The organism is Nocardioides sp. Root682 (assembly GCF_001427795.1).
GTDB lineage: Bacteria > Actinomycetota > Actinomycetes > Propionibacteriales > Nocardioidaceae > Nocardioides.
The window spans coordinates 849,592-867,674 of record NZ_LMHJ01000003.1 but is presented as its reverse complement, the minus strand read 5'-3'; the positions used below and the strand labels follow the sequence as shown (position 1 = coordinate 867,674).

Annotated in this window: 19 protein-coding genes; 5 read left to right on the top strand and 14 right to left on the bottom strand. The window is 69.8% G+C overall.

Annotated elements, in window-relative coordinates; genetic code table 11:
• On the top strand, nucleotides 1-831 hold the full coding sequence (locus ASD84_RS19460; RefSeq protein ID WP_082574097.1) for an ABC transporter permease subunit: 831 nt from the start codon (nucleotides 1-3) through the stop codon (nucleotides 829-831).
• 82 nt (nucleotides 832-913) lie between these two features.
• Here ASD84_RS19460 and ASD84_RS19455 read toward each other — a convergent pair whose 3' ends face one another.
• Genes ASD84_RS19455 through ASD84_RS19445 form a run of 3 tightly spaced genes read right to left on the bottom strand, consistent with a single transcriptional unit; the run spans nucleotide 914 to nucleotide 4,460 of the window.
• Nucleotides 914-2,107, bottom strand: a complete 1,194-nt coding sequence (locus ASD84_RS19455) for an acetate/propionate family kinase (protein ID WP_056714008.1) — start codon at nucleotides 2,105-2,107, stop codon at nucleotides 914-916.
• Nucleotides 2,104-4,176 carry a phosphate acetyltransferase gene (gene pta, locus ASD84_RS19450; RefSeq protein ID WP_056714005.1) on the bottom strand — a complete coding sequence of 691 codons (2,073 nt, stop codon included), beginning with the start codon at nucleotides 4,174-4,176 and terminating at the stop codon, nucleotides 2,104-2,106. Before pta ends, ASD84_RS19455 begins: the two co-directional genes overlap by 4 nt.
• A complete protein-coding gene (locus ASD84_RS19445; protein WP_414858601.1) occupies nucleotides 4,176-4,460 on the bottom strand; it encodes a helix-turn-helix domain-containing protein in 285 nt (94 codons plus the stop codon). The genes pta and ASD84_RS19445 overlap by 1 nt, the downstream gene beginning before the upstream one ends.
• 156 nt (nucleotides 4,461-4,616) lie before the next feature.
• On the opposite strand from ASD84_RS19445, the gene ASD84_RS19440 reads away from it, so the two are divergent.
• Complete coding sequence (locus ASD84_RS19440) at nucleotides 4,617-4,958, top strand: DUF6907 domain-containing protein (protein ID WP_056714002.1); 342 nt, start codon at nucleotides 4,617-4,619, stop codon at nucleotides 4,956-4,958.
• 62 nt (nucleotides 4,959-5,020) lie between these two features.
• On the opposite strand, the gene ilvC is transcribed toward ASD84_RS19440, so the two are convergent.
• The 5 genes from ilvC to ASD84_RS19415 all read right to left on the bottom strand — a co-directional run bounded on the left by ilvC (nucleotide 5,021) and on the right by ASD84_RS19415 (nucleotide 10,581).
• A complete protein-coding gene (ilvC, locus tag ASD84_RS19435; RefSeq protein WP_056713997.1) occupies nucleotides 5,021-6,046 on the bottom strand; it encodes a ketol-acid reductoisomerase in 1,026 nt (341 codons plus the stop codon).
• A 37-nt stretch (nucleotides 6,047-6,083) separates the two neighbouring features.
• A complete protein-coding gene (gene ilvN, locus ASD84_RS19430) occupies nucleotides 6,084-6,626 on the bottom strand; it encodes an acetolactate synthase small subunit (protein WP_056713994.1) in 543 nt (180 codons plus the stop codon).
• Nucleotides 6,626-8,383, bottom strand: a complete 1,758-nt coding sequence (locus tag ASD84_RS19425) for an acetolactate synthase large subunit (RefSeq protein WP_056713991.1) — start codon at nucleotides 8,381-8,383, stop codon at nucleotides 6,626-6,628. Before ASD84_RS19425 ends, ilvN begins: the two co-directional genes overlap by 1 nt.
• A 223-nt stretch (nucleotides 8,384-8,606) precedes the next feature.
• Nucleotides 8,607-9,488 carry a CHAD domain-containing protein gene (locus ASD84_RS19420; RefSeq protein ID WP_056713986.1) on the bottom strand — a complete coding sequence of 294 codons (882 nt, stop codon included), beginning with the start codon at nucleotides 9,486-9,488 and terminating at the stop codon, nucleotides 8,607-8,609.
• 31 nt (nucleotides 9,489-9,519) lie between these two features.
• Nucleotides 9,520-10,581: a 5'/3'-nucleotidase SurE gene (locus ASD84_RS19415; RefSeq protein ID WP_056713984.1), complete on the bottom strand. Its 1,062-nt coding sequence runs from the start codon at nucleotides 10,579-10,581 to the stop codon at nucleotides 9,520-9,522.
• Between the two features lie 110 nt (nucleotides 10,582-10,691).
• Here ASD84_RS19415 and ASD84_RS19410 point away from each other — a divergent pair, with 110 nt between their 5' ends.
• Both ASD84_RS19410 and ASD84_RS19405 read left to right on the top strand, forming a co-directional pair.
• Entirely contained in the window at nucleotides 10,692-11,585 is an 894-nt protein-coding gene (locus ASD84_RS19410; protein WP_082574101.1) for a LysR family transcriptional regulator, read from the top strand.
• Between the two features lie 58 nt (nucleotides 11,586-11,643).
• Nucleotides 11,644-12,630 (top strand): SGNH/GDSL hydrolase family protein, encoded by a 987-nt coding sequence (locus ASD84_RS19405; protein WP_156392241.1) that lies wholly within the window; start codon nucleotides 11,644-11,646, stop codon nucleotides 12,628-12,630.
• A gap of 4 nt (nucleotides 12,631-12,634) precedes the next feature.
• Here the strand turns inward: ASD84_RS19405 and ASD84_RS19400 are convergent, their stop codons facing one another.
• The 3 genes from ASD84_RS19400 to ASD84_RS19390 all read right to left on the bottom strand — a co-directional run bounded on the left by ASD84_RS19400 (nucleotide 12,635) and on the right by ASD84_RS19390 (nucleotide 14,369).
• On the bottom strand, nucleotides 12,635-13,051 hold the full coding sequence (locus ASD84_RS19400) for a VOC family protein (RefSeq protein ID WP_056713975.1): 417 nt from the start codon (nucleotides 13,049-13,051) through the stop codon (nucleotides 12,635-12,637).
• Nucleotides 13,052-13,083: 32 nt separating this feature from the next.
• Nucleotides 13,084-13,569, bottom strand: coding sequence for a DUF6069 family protein (locus tag ASD84_RS19395; protein WP_056713972.1), 486 nt, complete (start codon nucleotides 13,567-13,569; stop codon nucleotides 13,084-13,086).
• 86 nt (nucleotides 13,570-13,655) lie between these two features.
• Nucleotides 13,656-14,369: a GNAT family N-acetyltransferase gene (locus ASD84_RS19390; protein ID WP_056713968.1), complete on the bottom strand. Its 714-nt coding sequence runs from the start codon at nucleotides 14,367-14,369 to the stop codon at nucleotides 13,656-13,658.
• 20 nt (nucleotides 14,370-14,389) lie between these two features.
• Between ASD84_RS19390 and ASD84_RS19385 the strand changes: the two genes are divergently transcribed.
• A complete protein-coding gene (locus ASD84_RS19385; RefSeq protein WP_056713965.1) occupies nucleotides 14,390-15,214 on the top strand; it encodes a DUF559 domain-containing protein in 825 nt (274 codons plus the stop codon).
• Between the two features lie 104 nt (nucleotides 15,215-15,318).
• On the opposite strand, the gene ASD84_RS19380 is transcribed toward ASD84_RS19385, so the two are convergent.
• From ASD84_RS19380 to ASD84_RS19370, 3 genes are read right to left on the bottom strand one after another with little or no spacing between them, the layout of a single operon-like run.
• Nucleotides 15,319-15,882 carry a pyridoxamine 5'-phosphate oxidase family protein gene (locus tag ASD84_RS19380; RefSeq protein WP_056713962.1) on the bottom strand — a complete coding sequence of 188 codons (564 nt, stop codon included), beginning with the start codon at nucleotides 15,880-15,882 and terminating at the stop codon, nucleotides 15,319-15,321.
• Between the two features lie 7 nt (nucleotides 15,883-15,889).
• The gene (gene ilvD / locus ASD84_RS19375; protein WP_056713959.1) at nucleotides 15,890-17,566 is read right to left on the bottom strand and encodes a dihydroxy-acid dehydratase; all 1,677 of its coding nucleotides are present in this window, start codon (nucleotides 17,564-17,566) and stop codon (nucleotides 15,890-15,892) included.
• Nucleotides 17,567-17,625: 59 nt separating this feature from the next.
• Nucleotides 17,626-18,075, bottom strand: coding sequence for an SRPBCC family protein (locus ASD84_RS19370; protein ID WP_056713956.1), 450 nt, complete (start codon nucleotides 18,073-18,075; stop codon nucleotides 17,626-17,628).
• Between the last annotated feature and the right edge of the window lie 8 nt (nucleotides 18,076-18,083).

Genomic DNA, 18,083 nt, shown 5'->3' with positions numbered 1-18,083 from the left:
ATGACCACCACGGAACTGGACGTCCGCACAGGTGTGGGCGCTGCGCAAGCGAGCAGTGTCCCCACCCGGGCTGTCCCAGCACCGATCCCGTTCCGCCGGGTGCTGAACGTCGAGCTGCGCAAGATGTTCGACACCCGCTCGGGCTTCTGGCTCATGGTGAGCATCGCCGCGCTCTCCGTCATCGCGACCGCCGCGGTGATCGTGTTCGCTCCCGATCGGGAGATCACCTACGAGAGCTTCGCAACAGCGATCGGCTTCCCGATGTCCGTCATCCTGCCGATGATCGCGATCCTGGGTGTCACCAGCGAGTGGAGCCAGCGCAGCGGGCTCACCACGTTCACCCTCGTCCCCAGCCGTGGTCGGGTGATCGGGGCCAAGGCCACGGCGACCTTCCTGATCGGCCTCGCCTCGATGGCGGTCGCGTTCGCGGTCGGCGCCCTCGGCAACGTCATCGGGTCCGCACTGACCGGCGTCGACCCGGTCTGGAACATCGCCCTGTCGGCCGTGCCCCAGATCGTGCTCGGCAACCTGGTCGGCATGGCGATCGGCTTCACCCTCGGCGTCGTGCTCCGCAGCTCCGCAGCCGCGATCGTGGGCTACTTCGTGGTGTCGCTGGTGATGCCGGGCATCCTCGTGCTGCTCGCCGAGGTGCGTGACTGGTTCGCCGACCTGCAGCCGTGGGTCGACTGGAACACCAGCCAGGTCAACCTGTTCGACGGCGCCACCGACACGGCCAAGGAGTGGGCCATGCTCGGATCCACGAGCGCGATCTGGATCGTGGTCCCACTGGTCATCGGTGTGTTCTTCCTGCGGCGGTCCGAGGTGAAGTAGCCCCACCTGCACGTGCAGAACCCGCTGACGTCATACGGTCTGGTCGCTCCGGCAGCCAGACCGTATGACGTTCTTTCGCTGGTCAGCCGCTGACGACCTCGGCCGCCTGGCGGGCGATCTCCAGCTCTTCGTTCGTGGGTACGACGAGCACCCGCACCCGCGACGCGGGACTGGCGATGTCGCGGGCGACCCGGGACACCGCCGCGTTGGCCGCAGGATCCAGCTCGATCCCGAGGACCTCCAGGTCGGCGAGGGCACGTGCCCGCACGGGCGCGGAGTTCTCACCCACGCCCGCGGTGAAGACGACGGCGTCGACCCGGCCGAGCGCCGCGGTGTAGGCGCCGACGTACTTGCGCAGGCGGTAGCAGTAGACGTCCAGCGCCAGCCCCGCGTCGGCGTCACCCGACTCGGCGGCGGCGACCAGGTCGCGCATGTCCTGTCGTCCCGAGAGGCCCAGGACGCCGGAGCGCTTGTTGAGCAGGTCGTCGAGCTCGTCGATGTCCATGCCTGCAGTGCGGGCGAGGTGGAAGACGATGGCCGGGTCGACGTCACCGCTGCGGGTCCCCATCACCAGGCCTTCGAGAGGCGTCATGCCCATCGAGGTGTCGATGGACTCGCCACCCCGGACGGCGGTCGCGGACGCACCGTTGCCGAGGTGCAGCACGATCACGTTGGTCTCCCCGGCCGGGCGACCCAGCAGCCGGGCCGCCTCACGGGAGACGTAGGCGTGCGAGGTGCCGTGGAAGCCGTAGCGGCGGACCCGGTGCTCGCGCGCCACCTCGGCATCGATCGCATAGGTGTACGCGCGGGCCGGCATGGTGCGGTGGAACGCGGTGTCGAACACCGCGACGTGCGGCAGGTCCGGGAACTCCGCCCGGGCCACCCGGATCCCGGCCAGGTTGGCCGGGTTGTGCAGCGGCGCGAGGTCGACCAGCTCGTTGACCACCCGCACGACGTCGTCGTCGATCACGACCGGTTCGCCGTACTCCTCGCCGCCCTGCACCACGCGGTGCCCGACCGCGATCAGCCCGACCTCGTGGAGCTGGGGTCCGTGCTCGGAGAACGCCGCAGCCATCGCAGTCATCGCGGCCTCGTGATCGGGTACGACGCAGTCGAGGACGTGCTTCTCCCCCTGCACCTCATGCGTGACGACCCCGCCCGCCGCGCCGATCCGCTCGACGAGACCCGCCGCCAGTACGTCGCCGTCCACGGCGTCGACCACCTGGTACTTCAGTGACGAGGAGCCGGAGTTGATCACCAGCACCCGCGTCGTCATGACTGGCCCTGGCCCTGGGACTGGGCCTGGATCGCGGTGATCGCGACCGTGTTGACGATGTCCTGCACCAGGGCGCCACGCGACAGGTCGTTGACCGGCTTGCGCAGGCCCTGGAGCACCGGACCGACGGCCACGGCGCCCGCGGAGCGTTGCACGGCCTTGTAGGTGTTGTTGCCCGTGTTGAGGTCCGGGAAGATGAAGACAGTCGCCTTGCCCGCCACCTCGGAGTCCGGCAGCTTCGTCCTCGCCACCGACAGGTCGACGGCGGCGTCGTACTGGATCGGGCCGTCGACGACGAGGTGCGGCGCCCGCGCATGCACCAGCTCGGTGGCCGCGCGCACCTTGTCGACGTCGGCGCCCGAGCCGGACTCACCGGTCGAGTACGACAGCATCGCGATCCGCGGGGTGACCCCGAACTGGGCTGCCGTCGCGGCCGACGAGATCGCGATGTCGGCGAGCTGCTCGGCGGTCGGGTCCGGGTTGACGGCGCAGTCGCCGTAGACGAGCACCCGGTCCTCGAGGCACATGAAGAACACCGAGGAAACGATCGACACACCCTCGACGGTCTTCACGATCTCGAAGGAGGGCTTGATGGTGTGCGCGGTGGTGTGCCGCGCGCCCGACACCATGCCGTCGGCGAGGCCGAGGTGCACCATCAAGGTGCCGAAGTACGACACGTCGGAGACGATCTCGCGGGCCCGGTCGACCGTCATCCCCTTGGCGGCACGCAGCTCGGCGTAGACGCCGGCGAACCGGTCGCGCAGCTCGGAGTCGAGCGGCGACAGCACCGATGCCGCCGCCAGGTCGAGGCCCAGCTCGGTGCCACGAGCCCGGATGGCCGCCTCGTCGCCCAGGATCGTCAGGTCCACGACGTCACGGGCCAGCAGCGTGCTCGCGGCCCGCAGGATCCGGTCGTCGTCGCCCTCGGGGAGCACGACGTGGCGCCGGTCCGCACGGGCTCGTTCGATGAGGTCGTACTCGAACATCAGCGGCGTGACGACCTCTGCCCGCGGCAGGTTGACGGCGGCGAGCAGGGCCGCGCCGTCCACGTGCTGCGTGAACGTGGAGCGGGCCGTGTCGAGCTTGCGCTGCGACCCGGTCGACAGCAGGCCCTTCGTCTCGGCCACGCGCCGTGTCGCGTCGAAGGTGCCGAGCGAGGTGGTCACGATCGGCAGTCGCTGACCCCGCCCACCGATCAGCCGTCGTACCGACTCCGACGGGAGGTAGCCGCCGTTGAGGATGAGGCCGGCCAATGATGCGAAGCCCTCGGCCGCGTGCGCCGCCACCATCGCGAGGACGACGTCCGACCGGTCCCCCGGTACGACGACCACGGCGCCGTCGACGATTCGCTCGAGGACGTGCTCCATCGTCATGCCACCGACGATGATGTGCTCCGCTTCGCGCTCGAGGAGCTCGGGATCGCCGGCCAGCAGGACGCCGTCCACCGCCGCCACCAGATCGGCAAGGCTGGGCGCCGACAGCAGGGGGACGTCCGGCATCACCCAGGTCGGGACCGCGACGCCCTCGAGCGATGCCTTCACCGCGTCCAGCTCCGACGGGTCCGCCCGGTTGGCGACGACGGCAACGACCTCGGCGTGCCCGGCGTGGAGCTCCGCCGTCGCGATGTCGACCATCTGGCGTACGTCGCCGGCGTGGCGGTCCACCGCCGAGACGACGAGCACCACGGCGGAGCCGAGGTTGGCCGCGATCCGGGCGTTGTAGGCCAGCTCGGCGGGTCCAGCCACGTCGGTGTAGTCGGACCCGACGATCACCACCACGTCGCACAGGTCCTCGATCCGGCGGTAGCGCTCGATGATCCTGCCCAGCGCCGACTCGGGGTCGGCATGCACGTCGTCGTAGGTGACGCCGATGCACTGGTCGTAGTCGAGGTCGACCCCGTCGTGCCCGAGCAACAGGGTGAGCACGGAGTCGCTGTGTTCATCGGCGCGGGCGATCGGGCGGAAGACCCCGACCCGCACCTGGGCCGCGAAGAGCTCGACGAGCCCGAGGGCGACCGACGACTTGCCGGTGTGTCCCTCCGGCGAGGTGACATAGACGCTGCGTGCCATCAGCGAGGCCGGTCGAGGACTTCCGGGTCGAAGTCCGGGAGCAGCTCGACCACCGGCACCTGGAGCACCTGGCTGAGGGCGAGCAGCGTGTTCAGTCGCGGGTTCATCGGGGTGTTGGGCCGGGACTCGCCCTTCTCGAACTTCTGATAGGTGTAGCCCGCGAGCCCCGCGAGATGGGCCACCCGCTCCTGGCTCAACCCGCGATCCATCCGTGCCCGGTACAGGTTGTGTCCGAGCTCGCGCGCGTAGGTCTCCCAGGTGATGTCTGCACGATCTGCCGCCACGCCCATCATCATCCGCACATGGCCACCTGTTTGCGACCACACTCGTATGGCTTTACCTTGTGCGGACAGACCTGTGGAGATCGACCGCTCCGACGACCTCGATGTCGAGGGTCTCCCGTACGGTCCGACCATCGACGACGACTTTGGGGGTGGCACGTGACGGGCAGGAGCACACCGACCTGGCTCGACGAGCCCTGCCCGGCCTGGTGCGTGCGCGTCCACCTGGAGGACGACCACCCCGAGGACCGGTACCACCAGAGCGAGCCCTCGATCCTCGCCGGCGTGGCCGGCGCCGGCGACCAGGTCCCGATGACGGCCTCCCTGCGACCACTGACGCTGGGCGTGCGCCTCGGGCGTCACGTCGGGGACGCTGGCGTCTGGCTGACGATCGAGTCGCTCGAAGCCTCCCTGCCGCGCCTGGTCCTGACCGACGCGACCGCCCAGGACCTGCTGCCGCGCCTTGCCCAGCAGCTGTCCCTGCTCGGCGTGACCGACTGAAGACGTCACGAGGCCCCCGGACCGGTCGGTCCAGGGGCCTCGGGTACGACAGAGGTCGAAGGTCAGCGAGCCGCGGAACCCTCGGTGTAGTCGTCGTCGGTCTGCTTCCACGCGAAGTGCGAGCGCAGCGCCTTGCCGGTCGCCTCGATGGAGTGAGCGGCCTCCTCCTCGCGGAGCTTGAGGAACTCGACGCCACCGTTGTCCTGGTCGTCGATGAAGCGCTCAGCGAAGGCACCCGACTGGATGTCGCCGAGGATCGCCTTCATCGACGCCTTGACCTCGGGGGTCACCACGCGCGGGCCGGAGACGTAGTCGCCGTACTCAGCGGTGTCGGAGACCGACCAGCGCTGCTTGGCGATGCCACCCTCCCACATCAGGTCGACGATGAGCTTGAGCTCGTGGAGCACCTCGAAGTAGGCGATCTCGGGCTGGTAGCCCGCCTCGGTGAGGGTCTCGAAGCCGGCCTGGACCAGGTGTGAGACACCACCGCAGAGAACGGCCTGCTCACCGAACAGGTCGGTCTCGGTCTCCTCGGTGAAGGTGGTCTTGATGACGCCGGCGCGGGTGCCGCCGATGCCCTTGGCGTAGGACTTCGCGAGCTCCCACGCGGTGCCCGAGGCGTCCTGCTCCACGGCGATGATGTCCGGGATGCCGCGGCCGGCGACGTACTCGCGACGCACGGTGTGACCCGGGGCCTTCGGGGCGACGAGGATGACGTCGACACCGGCCGGGGGCTTGATGTAGCCGAAGCGGATGTTGAAGCCGTGACCGAAGACGAGGGTGTCGCCCTCGGCGATGTGCGGCTCGATCGACTCGGCGTAGATGTGGCGCTGGAACTGGTCGGGTGCGAGGACGACGATGACGTCGGCTTCCTCGACCGCGTCGGCGACCGAGAGGACGCGCAGGCCCTGCTCCTCGGCCTTGGCGCGGCTCTTCGAGCCCTCCTTCAGGCCGACGCGGACGTCGACGCCCGAGTCGCGGAGGTTGAGCGCGTGGGCGTGGCCCTGGCTGCCGTAACCGATGACCGCGACGTGCTTGCCCTGGATCAGGGACAGGTCGGCGTCGTCGTCGTAGAAAATCTCAGCCACTGGGGGCTCTCCTTGGTTTCCTTGTGGGTGGGGTTTGTCAGGCGTTGGCCGCAGGCGGAACCGGTACGGCGACCGGCTTCCCACGCTCGGAGATCGACCGCGAGCCGCGGCTGATGGCAACCATGCCGGACTGCACGAGCTCGCGGATCCCGAAGGGTTCGAGCACACGCAGCAGGTCTGCGATCTTGTCGGAGTTGCCGACGACCTGCATGGTGATGGCGTCCGAAGCGACGTCGATCACCTTGGCCTTGAACAGCTGGGTGATGTCGAGGACCTCGCCGCGGTTGTCCGCCGTGGCGCCGACCTTCACCATCACCAGCTCACGGGTGACCGAGGACGCCGAGTCGAGCTCGACGATCTTGATCACCTCGACCAGCTTGTTGAGCTGCTTGGTGACCTGCTCGAGCGGCGACTGGTCCACGTTGACGACGATGGTCATCCGCGAGATCTCGGCGTGCTCGGTCGGGCCGACCGCGAGCGACTCGATGTTGAAGCCGCGGCGGCTGAACAGGGCCGAGATCCGGGCGAGGACGCCCGGCTTGTCCTCGACCAGGACCGAGAGGGTGTGCTGCTGAGTCATTAGACATCGTCCTCGTCGAACTGGGGCGCGAGGTCGCGCGCGTACTGGATCTCGTCGTTGCTGGTGCCGGCGGCGACCATCGGCCACACCATCGCGTCGCGGTGCACCCGGAAGTCGACGACGACCGGGACGTCATTGATCTCCATGGCCTTCTGGATGGTCGCGTCGACGTCGGCCGGCGAGTCGCACGACAGGCCCACGCAGCCGTAGGCGTCGGCGAGCTTCACGAAGTCGGGGATCCGCTTCGAGTGCAGGTCGGTGTTGGAGTAGCGCGAGTTGTAGAACAGCGTCTGCCACTGCCGCACCATGCCGAGCGACTCGTTGTTGATGATCGCGACCTTGATCGGGATGTCGTTGATCGCGCAGGTGGCGAGCTCCTGGTTGGTCATCTGGAAGCACCCGTCGCCGTCGATCGCCCACACGGTCTGGTCGGGCATCGCGACCTTGGCGCCCATGGCACCGGGGACCGCGAAGCCCATCGTGCCGAGGCCACCGGAGTTGATCCAGGTGTTGGGGCGCTCGTACTTGACGTAGTGCGCGGCCCACATCTGGTGCTGGCCGACGCCGGCGGTGTAGATCGTGTCCGGGCCGGACAGCACGCCGAGGCGCTCGATGACGTACTGCGGCGAGAGACCGGTCTCGGGGGTGTCGTAACCGACGGGGTACTGCTGCTTCATGCCTGCACAGAACGCGACCCAGCCCTCGTAGTCACCGGTGTTGCCGCCGTCCTGCTCGGTGCGCAGCGTGGTGACCAGGTCGATCAGGACCTCGCGGACGTCGCCCACGATCGGCACGTCGGTGAAGCGGTTCTTGCCGATCTCGGCCGGGTCGATGTCGGCGTGGATGATCTTGGCGTACGGCGCGAAGGAGTCCAGGTTGCCGGTCACGCGGTCGTCGAAACGGGCGCCCAGGCTGATGATCAGGTCACTCTTCTGAAGTGCGCCAACGGCCGCCACGGTGCCGTGCATGCCGGGCATGCCGAGGTGCTGGGGGTGGCTGTCGGGGAACGCGCCACGGGCCATCAGCGTGGTGACCACGGGGATCCCGGTGAGCTCGGCGAGGGCCAGCAGCTCCTTCGAGGCGCCGGAGCGGATGGTGCCGCCGCCGACGTACAGGACGGGCTTGCGCGACTCGAGCATGAGGCGCGCCGCTTCGCGGATCTGCTTGGCGTGCGGGCGGGTCACCGGCCGGTAGCCGGGCAGGTTGAGCTCGGTCGGCCACTGGTAGCTGGTCATCGCCTGGAGGGCCGACTTGGTGACGTCGACCAGGACCGGTCCCGGGCGACCGGTCGAGGCGATGTGGAAGGCCTCGGCGATCTTCATCGGGATCTCGGCGGGGTCGGTCACCAGGAAGTTGTGCTTGGTGATCGGCATCGTGATGCCGCGGATGTCGGCTTCCTGGAACGCGTCGGTGCCGATCATCGCGGCGCCCACCTGGCCGGTGATGGCGACCATCGGAACGGAGTCCATGTGGGCGTCGGCGATCGGCGTGACGAGGTTCGTGGCACCCGGACCGGAGGTCGCCATGCAGACGCCGACGCGGCCCGACGCCGAGGCGTAGCCCTGCGCAGCGTGGCCAGCACCCTGCTCGTGGCGTACGAGGATGTGGCGGATGCTGCTGTCCATCAGGGGGTCGTAGGCGGGGAGGATCGCGCCGCCGGGGATGCCGAAGATGTCAGTGACACCAGCCGCCTCCAGCGAACGGATCAGGCTCTGCGCGCCGGTGATGGTCTCGCCCGAGCCCTGCTGCTCAGTCATCCGGTTCTTCCTTCTGTGCTCATGCTGTGGTGCTCATGGTCGTCGTACAAGCAAAAACCCCTCGGTTGCCGGGCAACGAGGGGCGGGACGCGTCACACTGACGATGTCAGGCGGCGCGTCCGGTGCGTACGAGAAGCTTTTCATGCATGCGCCCACCGTACGCCGTCGCCGATCCACCGTCGAATGAGGGTGCCCCCTCGTCTCACGATGCAATACTCTCATCTCACGGAACGGCCACCGCCCGGAGGTCCGACAAGGCAGGCGGGAGGCCGGCCATCGCCTCGTCAGCGAGGGCCTCCGCGCGCCCGATCACCCGGTCGTACGACGTCCGGTCGGCCTCGTCCGCAGCGCACCCGCGCACGTGATCGGCCAGCAGCACCGCGTCGCGGTGATCGCCCAGCAGGCCCTGGATGCGCTGGCCGAGGTCGCCGACGCGGGCCGCCCCCTCGAGACCATCGACTTCTTCGACGGCGTCGGCCGTGTGCCGCAGGCGCCGGGCCGCGCGGCGCAGGGCGTGCACGGCCTCCTCGATCTTCTCGGCGTCCGCGCCTGCCCGCCGGTCGGCCCGGTCGAGCACCCGTCGGACCTGGCGTCGTACGGCCTTCGCGCCGACGTCGACAGCCGGGAGATCGGCACGACGGGTCAGCGGCGGGGCGGCCGACCAGTGGGTGAGCAGCGCGTCGAGGCTCTGCGCAGCGCCGGCGCCGTGCCAGGCGACGAGCGCGGCATGGGCCCGGTCGTGGTCGGCCAGCAGCGGAGCGACCACGCTCCCGTGCAGAGCGGCCTCCAGCCCCGTGTCGGCGAGGACGGCAAGGGCGTCAGCGGCGCGGACCTCGAGGTCGCGGCACTCCCCCAGCAGTCCGCCGTAGGCCGCGAGCACGACGGCGAACTTCTCCGCCGGCTCCGGCTCGAAGCAGCTGGCGAAGGCGGCGAGCAGGTTGCGCATCCGCCGGATCGAGGTGCGGAGCTGGTGCACCGCGTCCGGCTCGTCCGACAGGGCCGGGCCACGCCGGTCGGTGATCGTCCGGCCGAGATCCACGACCACAGCCGCCAGCATCTCGCCGCCCGAGGAATCCGACTGCCCGTCCGGCAACGCGTGGGTCACGGACCCATCGTGTCACCGGACGGGCGCTGCGTCAGCGGAGTGAGGCGATGAGCAGGGCGACCTGGATCGGCATCGACCGGCCCCAGTCACCGTCGAGCGCGGTGATCGGGATGTCGTTGCGGGCCAGCGCGGTGGTGTCGGCGTTGCGCCGTGTCTCCGGCACCGGCGCCCCCACGGTCAGCCGATAGGTGCCGCCCGTGGCCGGCACGTCGTCGATGAAGCTCAGGCCGAGGTCACTGCCGTACCCGACGTCGGTCTTGACCGCACGACCGATGGTCTCGCCGGCTCCGACGAACGGGTGGTTGACGTTGAGGACCAGGTCGTCCTTGAGGGCGCCCCACTTGACCAGGGATCCGAGCAGGCGGACCGCGAAGCTCGCCGTCGCGGTGAACTGCACGTTCGGGATCTGGGCCAGGTCCCGCGGCACCTCGGCACTGAAGGCGACCGCGGGGACGCCGTACTCATGGGCGGTGACGATCGCGCCCACGGTGCCGGAGTGGTTGAGCGTCGGACCGACGTTCTGCCCGAAGTTCGTGCCCGACAGCACCACGTCGGGACCGTCGGACCAGTAGTTGGCAGCGAACCGGCTGAGCGCGACGTTCACGGCGTCGGCCGGGGATGCCGACGGCGACGTCGAGGTGCACGGCGCCACCGCGACGCACACGCCGAACACCGCACCACCCGTCGAAGCAGCACCGCAGTCACCGGCGTACGCCGCCGGCGGGGTGACCGCCTGGACCGTCATGGCGATCGGCGAGAAGCCCGGCGACGTCATCCGGGCGCCGGCGCCGCTCTGCTGGGCCCAGGGAGCGACGACGAGGACGTCCGCACCGGCGTTGCACAACGCCCGACGCAGCTCGTAGAGGCCCTTGCCGTCGGTGCCGTACCCGGCGTCGAGACCGCGGGCACTGTCGTCGTTGGTCAGCACGACCTTCAGGCCCGCGAGGGCCGGCGCGGCCACGGCCTCGGCCGGTACGGCGCCGGTCACCGGCGCGGACGCGACCGAGCCGGCGAGCGCCGCAGCGAGGGCCAGGCCGACGGCTGCGAGGCGCGAGGCGAGGGGGACGGTGCTGATGGCGGGAACAGAACGCATTGCTACTCCTCGATGGGGGTGTGCCCGAGTGGAACAGGTTCTACATTCGGAGACGACACGGTCGGGCGTCCAAGACCCGTTCGGCATGAGCGCACCGATGGAGCGCACCGATGAGCCAGAGAGGACACGCGATGAACATCCAGCAGTTGCGGTACGTCGTCGCGACGGTCGACCACGGGAGCATGACCGCCGCGGCCGCGGCCGTCTTCGTGGCGCAACCGGCCCTGAGCCGCGCGGTGCGCCAGCTCGAGCGCGAGCTCGGCATCACGATCTTCGAGCGGTCCGGACGCGGCGTGGCACTGAGCCCCGAAGGTGCCGAGCTCGTGCGCCGCGCCCGCGGAGTGCTGACCAGCATCGACGCACTGCAGTCGGTGGCCAGCGCGACCGGTTCAGGCGCCCCGCTGGTCATCGCCGCGTCGCCGACGCTGCAGGCGGCGCTCGCGGTGCCGATCCTCGCCGCCCTGCGCGGCCACGGTGTCGCCGTACCTTCTCGCCTGGTCGGCTGCGCCAGCTCCGCAGAGGTCGTCGACCTCGTCGCTGCCGGGACCGCCGACCTCGGGATCTGCGACAGCGCCGTGGAGTCCGACCTGGTGCAGGTGTCCATCGGTCGCGCCGAGGTACGGCTCTTCTCCCCCGCCGCACTCGCGCTGCCGGACCGCGTGCGGGTGAGCGACCTCGCAGGTCTCCCGCTCGTCCTCCCGACCGCAGGCAGCAGACGACGCGCCGCGCTGGACGCGTTCTTCGACCGCTGCGGGGTGGCGCCCGAGGTCGCGGTCGAGACCGATGAGCGCAACGTCTGGCTGGCCGCCGTGGCGGCGGGACTCGCCTCCTGCATCTGGCACAGCGCGGAGGCGGCCCGCGTTCCCGCGCCCGGGGTCGTGGCGCGCAGCTTCGACCCGCCCATCCATCGCGACCTCACGACGGTGCACCGCGCGGACGACCCCTCACCCGTGCTGGCCCCGCTCCTGGAGGCCGTGCGCCAGATGGGCGCTCTCGTCGGGTGACCGGCCGGGACGCCGTACCTCCTGTGTGACGGCCGTCACCTTCGCTCGTTGGACCGGCATGCACCGTCGGACCACCCTGCCTGCCCTGCTCACCCTGCTGCTCGGGCTGGCGGCCGTCCCGCTCGTCACGTCGGGGGCATCGCCGGTCGCGCACGCGGCCGTCACCCCGCGCTACCAGGAGTACGTCGCCCTCGGCGACTCGTGGTCGGCCGACGTCGTGCTCTTCGACCGGTACGGCGTGCCCGACGCGCGGCACGCGCCGGTGGACTGCTTCCAGTCGCACACGAACTATCCGAAGCTGGTGGCTCGAGCTCTGGCGATCCCGGTGTTCCGGGACGCGACGTGTGGCTCGGCAACCACCGAGCACTTCGCCCATCCGCAGGCCGGGCTACCCCTCGGCGGCACCAACCCGCCACAGTTCGACCGCCTGACCCCGACCACCGACCTCGTGACCGTCGGGATCGGCGGCAACGACGCAGAGGGGGCCTCCGGTGCGACCTCCTGCATCTCGGCGTCGCCGATCAGCATCCCGACCCCGGTGCTGCCCTTCCCCGACGTCCTCCCGCTGATCGACGAGACGTCCCTGCCGCTGGGTGGGTGCAAGGAGCGGTTCACGGCCGGCGGCATCGACCGGCTCGCGGAGAACGTCGCCGCCACCGAGGACAAGGTGGTCGCCGCACTCAAGGAGATCAAGCGACGGTCACCCCGGGCCCGGGTGCTGCTCGTCAACTACCTCGACGCCATCCCCGTCCGGGGCTGCTGGCCGATCGTGCCGATCACCAACACCGACATGGCCTACCTGAACTCGGTCTTCGTCAAGCTCAACGCGATGCTGGCGGAGGCCGCCCGACGAGGCGGTGCGGAGCTGGTGGACACCCACCCGTTGAGCACCGGTCACCACGTCTGCACGGGTCCGCTGACCCGGTACGTCGAGGGGCTCGGCGTCATCTCGCTCAACGACCTCGCCGTCGCCGTACCCGCCCACCCGAACGCAGCAGGCGCCCGCTCCCAGGCGCGGTCGGTCCTGCAGCAGATCGAACGCTAGCCACTCACGGCAACACCAGCTCGCCGATCGGGCTCGGGTTGAAGGCGACCTCCCAGCGGAACCCGTCGGGGTCCGAGAAGTAGCCGCTGTAGCCGCCCCAGTCGCGCTGCACCCCGGGCTGGACGTGCGGCGCCCCGGCGACCTTCGCCGCCTCGAGGACCTCGTCGACCCCTGCTGGTGTGGGCATGTTGTGCGAGATCGTCAGCGGCGCGATGCCCGGCCCGCTCATCAGGGTGCCGACCTCGGCTTCGCACGACGCGCGGTCCCAGAGCGACAGGACGAGCCGTTCGCCGGCGCGGAACATGAGCACTTCGCCCGGCACGTCGATCTCCGGCGTCCAGCCCAGTCCGTCGCGGTAGAAGCGGCGGGTGGCGTCCAGGTCGGCGACGGCGAGGGTGATGAAGCTGATGCGCTGGTCCATGGATCCACTCCACCACCCTGCACCGACATCGGTCACGCGCGGCGCGGGTTCGTCTCGGACAGGCGCCGTGCGACCAGCGGGATGATCACGACGGCCGCGATCACGTGGCTCACGGCCAGCGCGACGTTGGTGGCGTAGGTGTTCGACGCCGCGACCAGCGACGGAACCACCGAGATCGCGGTCAACGTGACGGTGGTGCGGCGCCATGTCGAACGCGGCTGCCGGGCCCAGCGTGCGAAGCAGGCAGCCATGATCGCGCCGACCACGCCGAATTCGAGGACTGCGAAGAACAGCCCGGTGACAGGCATGGTGGCCGGCTCGGCGCCGGGGAGCGCGAACTCGTAGGGCACACCCACGGCGCGGGTGAGCGCTTCGAAGGCGCCGGTGACGACGGCGCCGACGAACGCGACGCCGAAGGCGTGGAAGCCGACCGGCACGCGACGGGTGCGGGCGGTGCTGGCCGTGCTGAGAGTGGTGGCGGGGGTCGTGCTGGTCGTGCTGGTGGTGATGGCAGACATTGCCGTTTCCCTTCAGGTGGTGGCGGTCCGGTGACCGCCTCTCACCCTCTCCACGAACACGGAACCGGGATTCGACAGCTTCGACGTCAATCGCCGAAGAAATCTCCAAGTGCTCGTCGCTGGAGCCCGTCGGCATCGAAGTTGTCCTGGTCCAGCCACTGCTCGTGCGCCGCCCGGACGGTCGGCCACTCACTGTCGATGACCGAGAACCAGTCGGTGTCGCGGTTCCTGCCCTGGGTCACCATGTGGTTGCGGAAGCGCCCCTCCTCGACGAAACCCAGACGATGCGCGGCTCGCCGCGACGGCTCGTTCAGGCTGTCGCACTTCCACTCGAACCGGCGGTAACCGAGGTCGTCGAAGGCGTGCTTCATCAGCAGGTGGATCGACTCGGTCGCGGCGCGGGTGCGCTGGAGAGCGGACCCGAAGAGCACGCCCGCAATCTCGACCTGCCCGTTGCGCGGTTCGATGCGCATGTACGACGCGATGCCGGCCGCCTTGCCGGCGCCCGGACCCTCGAGCGGGATCAGCGCGTAGGTCACCCAGTCGGGAGTCTCCAGCAGTCCGGCCAGGTGCATCCACAAGGACGCCAGGGACGTCGGCCGCGGCACGGGACGGTAGGTCCACAGAGCGCCGTCGTCGGGGCCGCAGGTCGAGGCGAACAGGTCGGCGTACCGCGCCGAGGTCAGCGGTTCGACAGACACGTAACGGCCCGGCAGGGAGACGGGCTCGGGGAACGGCCTCGGCTCCCAGTCGGGTACGACGGCCCCGACCTGCTGGCCGTACTCGTTGACGTCAGGCACCCTGCCGACCCTAGTGGTCTGTGGATGAGCAACCACGACGTCCGACGATCTGGCACATCCTCGTCCGGGCTCTGCTCGCCCGGGCGGCGCTCCTTCCGTTCGGCGACGCGGCTCGCGGAAGCCACAGCACTGCCGCTCGGGCATGGCGGCTGCCGGTGCCGATCGATCCGGACGAGCACGTCACCGTTCCCACCGCCGCGGAGCGCCGGTCTCGCGCCGGCGTCCGGTGTCACGTCGACCCCGACGGGCGCTCGGTCGTCGTCGACGGGATCCGGGTGTCCGCCCTCCCCGAGACCTTCGTCGAGCTCGCCCAGAAGCTCCCGCTCGTCGATCTGGTCGTCGTCGGCGACGCCATGGTCCGGCGCATGATCGGGCTCGACGAGCTACGTCGACACTGTGCCGACGCATCCGGTCCCGGCGCCGCACAGGCCCGGGCTGCGCTCGCGTTCGTTCGTTCGCGGGTGGACTCGCCGATGGAGACGAGGCTGCGCATGCTCATCGTCCTGGCCGGCCTCCCCGAGCCGCAGGTCAACCTCACCGTGGGCGATCCGCTGACGATGGCGCGGCGCAAGTACGACCTCAGCTGGCCGGAGGTCCGCCTCGTTGTTGAGTACGACGGCCGCCAGCACGTCGACCGAGTCGACCAGTGGGAGTCCGACCTCGAGCGTCGGGAGGCGATCGACGATGACGGCTGGCGGATCATCGTCGTCGTTGCGCGCGGGATCTACGCCCGACCGGACCAGACCCTGTCCAGGATCCACCGTCTGCTGGTCGAGCGCGGCCATCCCGACGTACCGCGACGGATGTCTGAGGCGTGGCGGGCGCACTTCCCCGTGCACGCCTGAACGTGATCACGCACGTGCGCGATCTTGGTCGCTCCAAGCGGCTCTGACCCGACCAACATCGTGCACGTGCGCGATGTCGGTCGCCTCCTGGCGACGTCGGTCGCCTACTGCTCCGCGAGTGGGTCGAAGTCGTACGCCGGCAGGCCGTCGACGCTGGTCCGGTTCTTCTGGCGGCGGTACTCCGCGGAGCCCTCGACGCCCTTGCGCTCGAAGTACGGCTGCAGCAGGTCGCGTTGGCCGGCGTACTCCATCAGTGGGACGCCGTAGCCGCACGAGTCGGAGATCCGCTCGATGTCGACCACGATGACGGCGCGGGCGCCGGGCAGGTCCTCGAACCGGGCCGCCAGGTCGGCGTACTCCTCGTCATAGAGAGAGACGACCCGCCCGCGGCCGTGGAAGCGCACGATGTTCGGCGGCCCGTCGAAGGCGCAGAACATCACGGTGATCCGGCCGTTCTCGCGCAGGTGCGCGATGGTCTCGCTGCCGCTACCGGTCGTGTCGAGCCAGGCGAAGGTGCGGTCACCGATCAACCCGAAGGTGCCCACGATGCCCCGCGGCGACAGGTTGACGTGGCCGTCGCCGGACAGCGGCGCGGTCGCCACGAAGAACACCTGCTGCTTCGCGACGAACGCACGCAGTCGGTCGCCGATCTGGTCGTGGACCTTCATCGGGCGATCAGCTGGTGACGGCGCCGTGGGCGGCCGACTGCACGACCTTGGCGTACTTGCCGAGCACACCCCGGGTGTACTTCGGCGGACGCGGCTCCCAACCGACCTTGCGGGCCTCGATGTCGTCGATCTCGACCTCGAGCGACCGGTTGAGGACGTCGAGCGTGATCGGGTCGCCGTCACGCACGAAGGCGATCGGTCCGGCGTCGACGGCCTCGGGCGCGATGTGGCCCACGCAGAGCCCGGTGGTGCCGCCAGAGAAGCGACCGTCGGTGATCAGCAGGACGTCCTTGCCGAGGCCGGCGCCCTTGATCGCGCCGGTGATCGCGAGCATCTCGCGCATGCCCGGTCCACCCTTCGGGCCTTCGTAGCGGATGACCACGACGTCGTTCGCGACGATCTTGCCCTCGGCCAGGGCGTCGAGGGCAGCGCGCTCTCCGTCGAACACACGAGCCGTGCCGCGGAACACCGAGTCGTCGAAGCCAGCCGTCTTCACGACCGCGCCCTCGGGCGCAAGTGAGCCCTTGAGGATGGTCAGGCCACCGGTGGCGTGGATCGGACGGTCCAGCTTGTGGATCACGTCGTCGTCGAGGTCCGGCGGGTTGATCTCGGCGAGGTTCTCGGCCATCGTCTTGCCGGTCACCGTGAGGCAGTCGCCGTGCATCAGGCCTGCGTCGAGCAGCGCCTTCATCACGACGGGGATGCCGCCGATCTTGTCGACGTCGTTCATGACGTACTTGCCGAACGGCTTGAGGTCGGCCAGGTGCGGCACCTTGTCGCCGATCCGGTTGAAGTCGTCGAGGGTCAGGTCGACCTCGGCCTCGCGGGCGATCGCCAGCAGGTGGAGGACCGCGTTGGTCGAGCCACCGAGCGCCATGACGACCGTGATGGCGTTCTCGAACGCCTCCATGGTCATGATCTGGCGCGCGGTAATGCCCTTGCGGAGCAGGTTGACGACAGCCTCGCCCGACTTGTGGGCGTAGCCGTCGCGGCGCCGGTCAACGGCCGGCGGAGCAGCCGAACCGGGCAGTGACATGCCAAGGGCCTCGCCGACGGCCGCCATCGTGTTGGCGGTGTACATGCCGCCACAGGCACCCTCGCCCGGACAGATCGCCCGCTCGATGCGGTCGACCTCCTCGCGGGTGATCTTGCCGGCCAGGCACGCCCCGATGGCCTCGAAGGCGTCGATGATCGTGACGTCCTTGCCGTCGACGCTGCCGGGCATCGTCGAGCCGGCGTAGAGGAACACGCTGGCCAGGTCGAGACGGGCAGCAGCCATCAGCATGCCGGGCAGCGACTTGTCACAGCCGGCGAGCAGCACCGAGCCGTCGAGGCGCTCGGCACTCATCACGACCTCGACCGAGTCCGCGATCACCTCTCGCGAGACGAGCGAGAAGTGCATGCCCTCGTGGCCCATCGAGATGCCGTCGGACACCGAGATGGTGCCGAACTCGAGCGGGTAGCCGCCACCCGCGTGCACGCCGTTCTTGACGGCCTTGGCCAGCCGGTCGAGCGACAGGTTGCAGGGGGTGATCTCGTTCCAGCTGGACGCGACACCGATCTGGGGCTTGGCGAAGTCCTCGTCCCCCATGCCTACCGCGCGGAGCATGCCACGGGCGGCGGCCTTCTCCAGGCCGTCGGTGACGTCGCGCGAACGGGGCTTGATGTCGGGGGCGTCGGTCATGTGCACAGATTAGTCGGCGCCCCCGCCGTGCCTGCGGGGTATCTCAGGCTGCCGTCCTGTCAGGCCTTATCGGCCGCCGCCTTCAACGACGCCAGGCCCTTCTCGAAGTCCTTGCCGATCGCCTTGTCGAAGAACAGCTTGCCCAGCACGGCGAAGACGAGGTTGCGGTTGCCGCTCATCGTCCAGGCCACCCGGGTGCCCTCGCCCGCAGGCGTCAGGGTGAAGGTGATGTCGTTCTCGGCCTTGAAGGGCTTGAGGAACTGCAGGTCGACCTTGACCTCCTCCGGTGTGATGGCGGCGAAGGTCATTGCACCCTCGCCGGCCTTCTTGTTCCCGGACCACGTGTAGCGCGCGCCGACGCCCTCACCCTCGTAGGTGCGCCCCAGCTCCGGGTCGAGGCCCTCCCAGGGCGACCACTTGATCCACTCGTGGAAGTCGGCGATCAGGGCGTGCACGGTCGCCGGCGGTGCCGCGATGGTGGTCTCGTGGGTCTGGGAGAAGGCAGGCATGCGCAGAA

Bases quoted from the DNA above. Each gene is read 5' to 3' on its own strand.
- ASD84_RS19425 (WP_056713991.1), bottom strand. From the start codon at position 8,383: ATGACTGAGCAGCAGGGCTCGGGCGAGACCATCACCGGCGCGCAGAGC.
- ASD84_RS19405 (WP_156392241.1), top strand. From the start codon at position 11,644: ATGCACCGTCGGACCACCCTGCCTGCCCTGCTCACCCTGCTGCTCGGG.
- pta (WP_056714005.1), bottom strand. From the start codon at position 4,176: ATGGCACGCAGCGTCTATGTCACCTCGCCGGAGGGACACACCGGCAAG.
- ASD84_RS19395 (WP_056713972.1), bottom strand. From the start codon at position 13,569: ATGTCTGCCATCACCACCAGCACGACCAGCACGACCCCCGCCACCACT.
- ASD84_RS19400 (WP_056713975.1), bottom strand. From the start codon at position 13,051: ATGGACCAGCGCATCAGCTTCATCACCCTCGCCGTCGCCGACCTGGAC.
- ASD84_RS19460 (WP_082574097.1), top strand. From the start codon at position 1: ATGACCACCACGGAACTGGACGTCCGCACAGGTGTGGGCGCTGCGCAA.
- ASD84_RS19380 (WP_056713962.1), bottom strand. From the start codon at position 15,882: ATGAAGGTCCACGACCAGATCGGCGACCGACTGCGTGCGTTCGTCGCG.
- ASD84_RS19370 (WP_056713956.1), bottom strand. From the start codon at position 18,075: ATGCCTGCCTTCTCCCAGACCCACGAGACCACCATCGCGGCACCGCCG.
- ilvN (WP_056713994.1), bottom strand. From the start codon at position 6,626: ATGACTCAGCAGCACACCCTCTCGGTCCTGGTCGAGGACAAGCCGGGC.
- ilvD (WP_056713959.1), bottom strand. From the start codon at position 17,566: ATGACCGACGCCCCCGACATCAAGCCCCGTTCGCGCGACGTCACCGAC.
- ASD84_RS19415 (WP_056713984.1), bottom strand. From the start codon at position 10,581: ATGCGTTCTGTTCCCGCCATCAGCACCGTCCCCCTCGCCTCGCGCCTC.
- ASD84_RS19455 (WP_056714008.1), bottom strand. From the start codon at position 2,107: ATGACGACGCGGGTGCTGGTGATCAACTCCGGCTCCTCGTCACTGAAG.
- ASD84_RS19410 (WP_082574101.1), top strand. From the start codon at position 10,692: ATGAGCCAGAGAGGACACGCGATGAACATCCAGCAGTTGCGGTACGTC.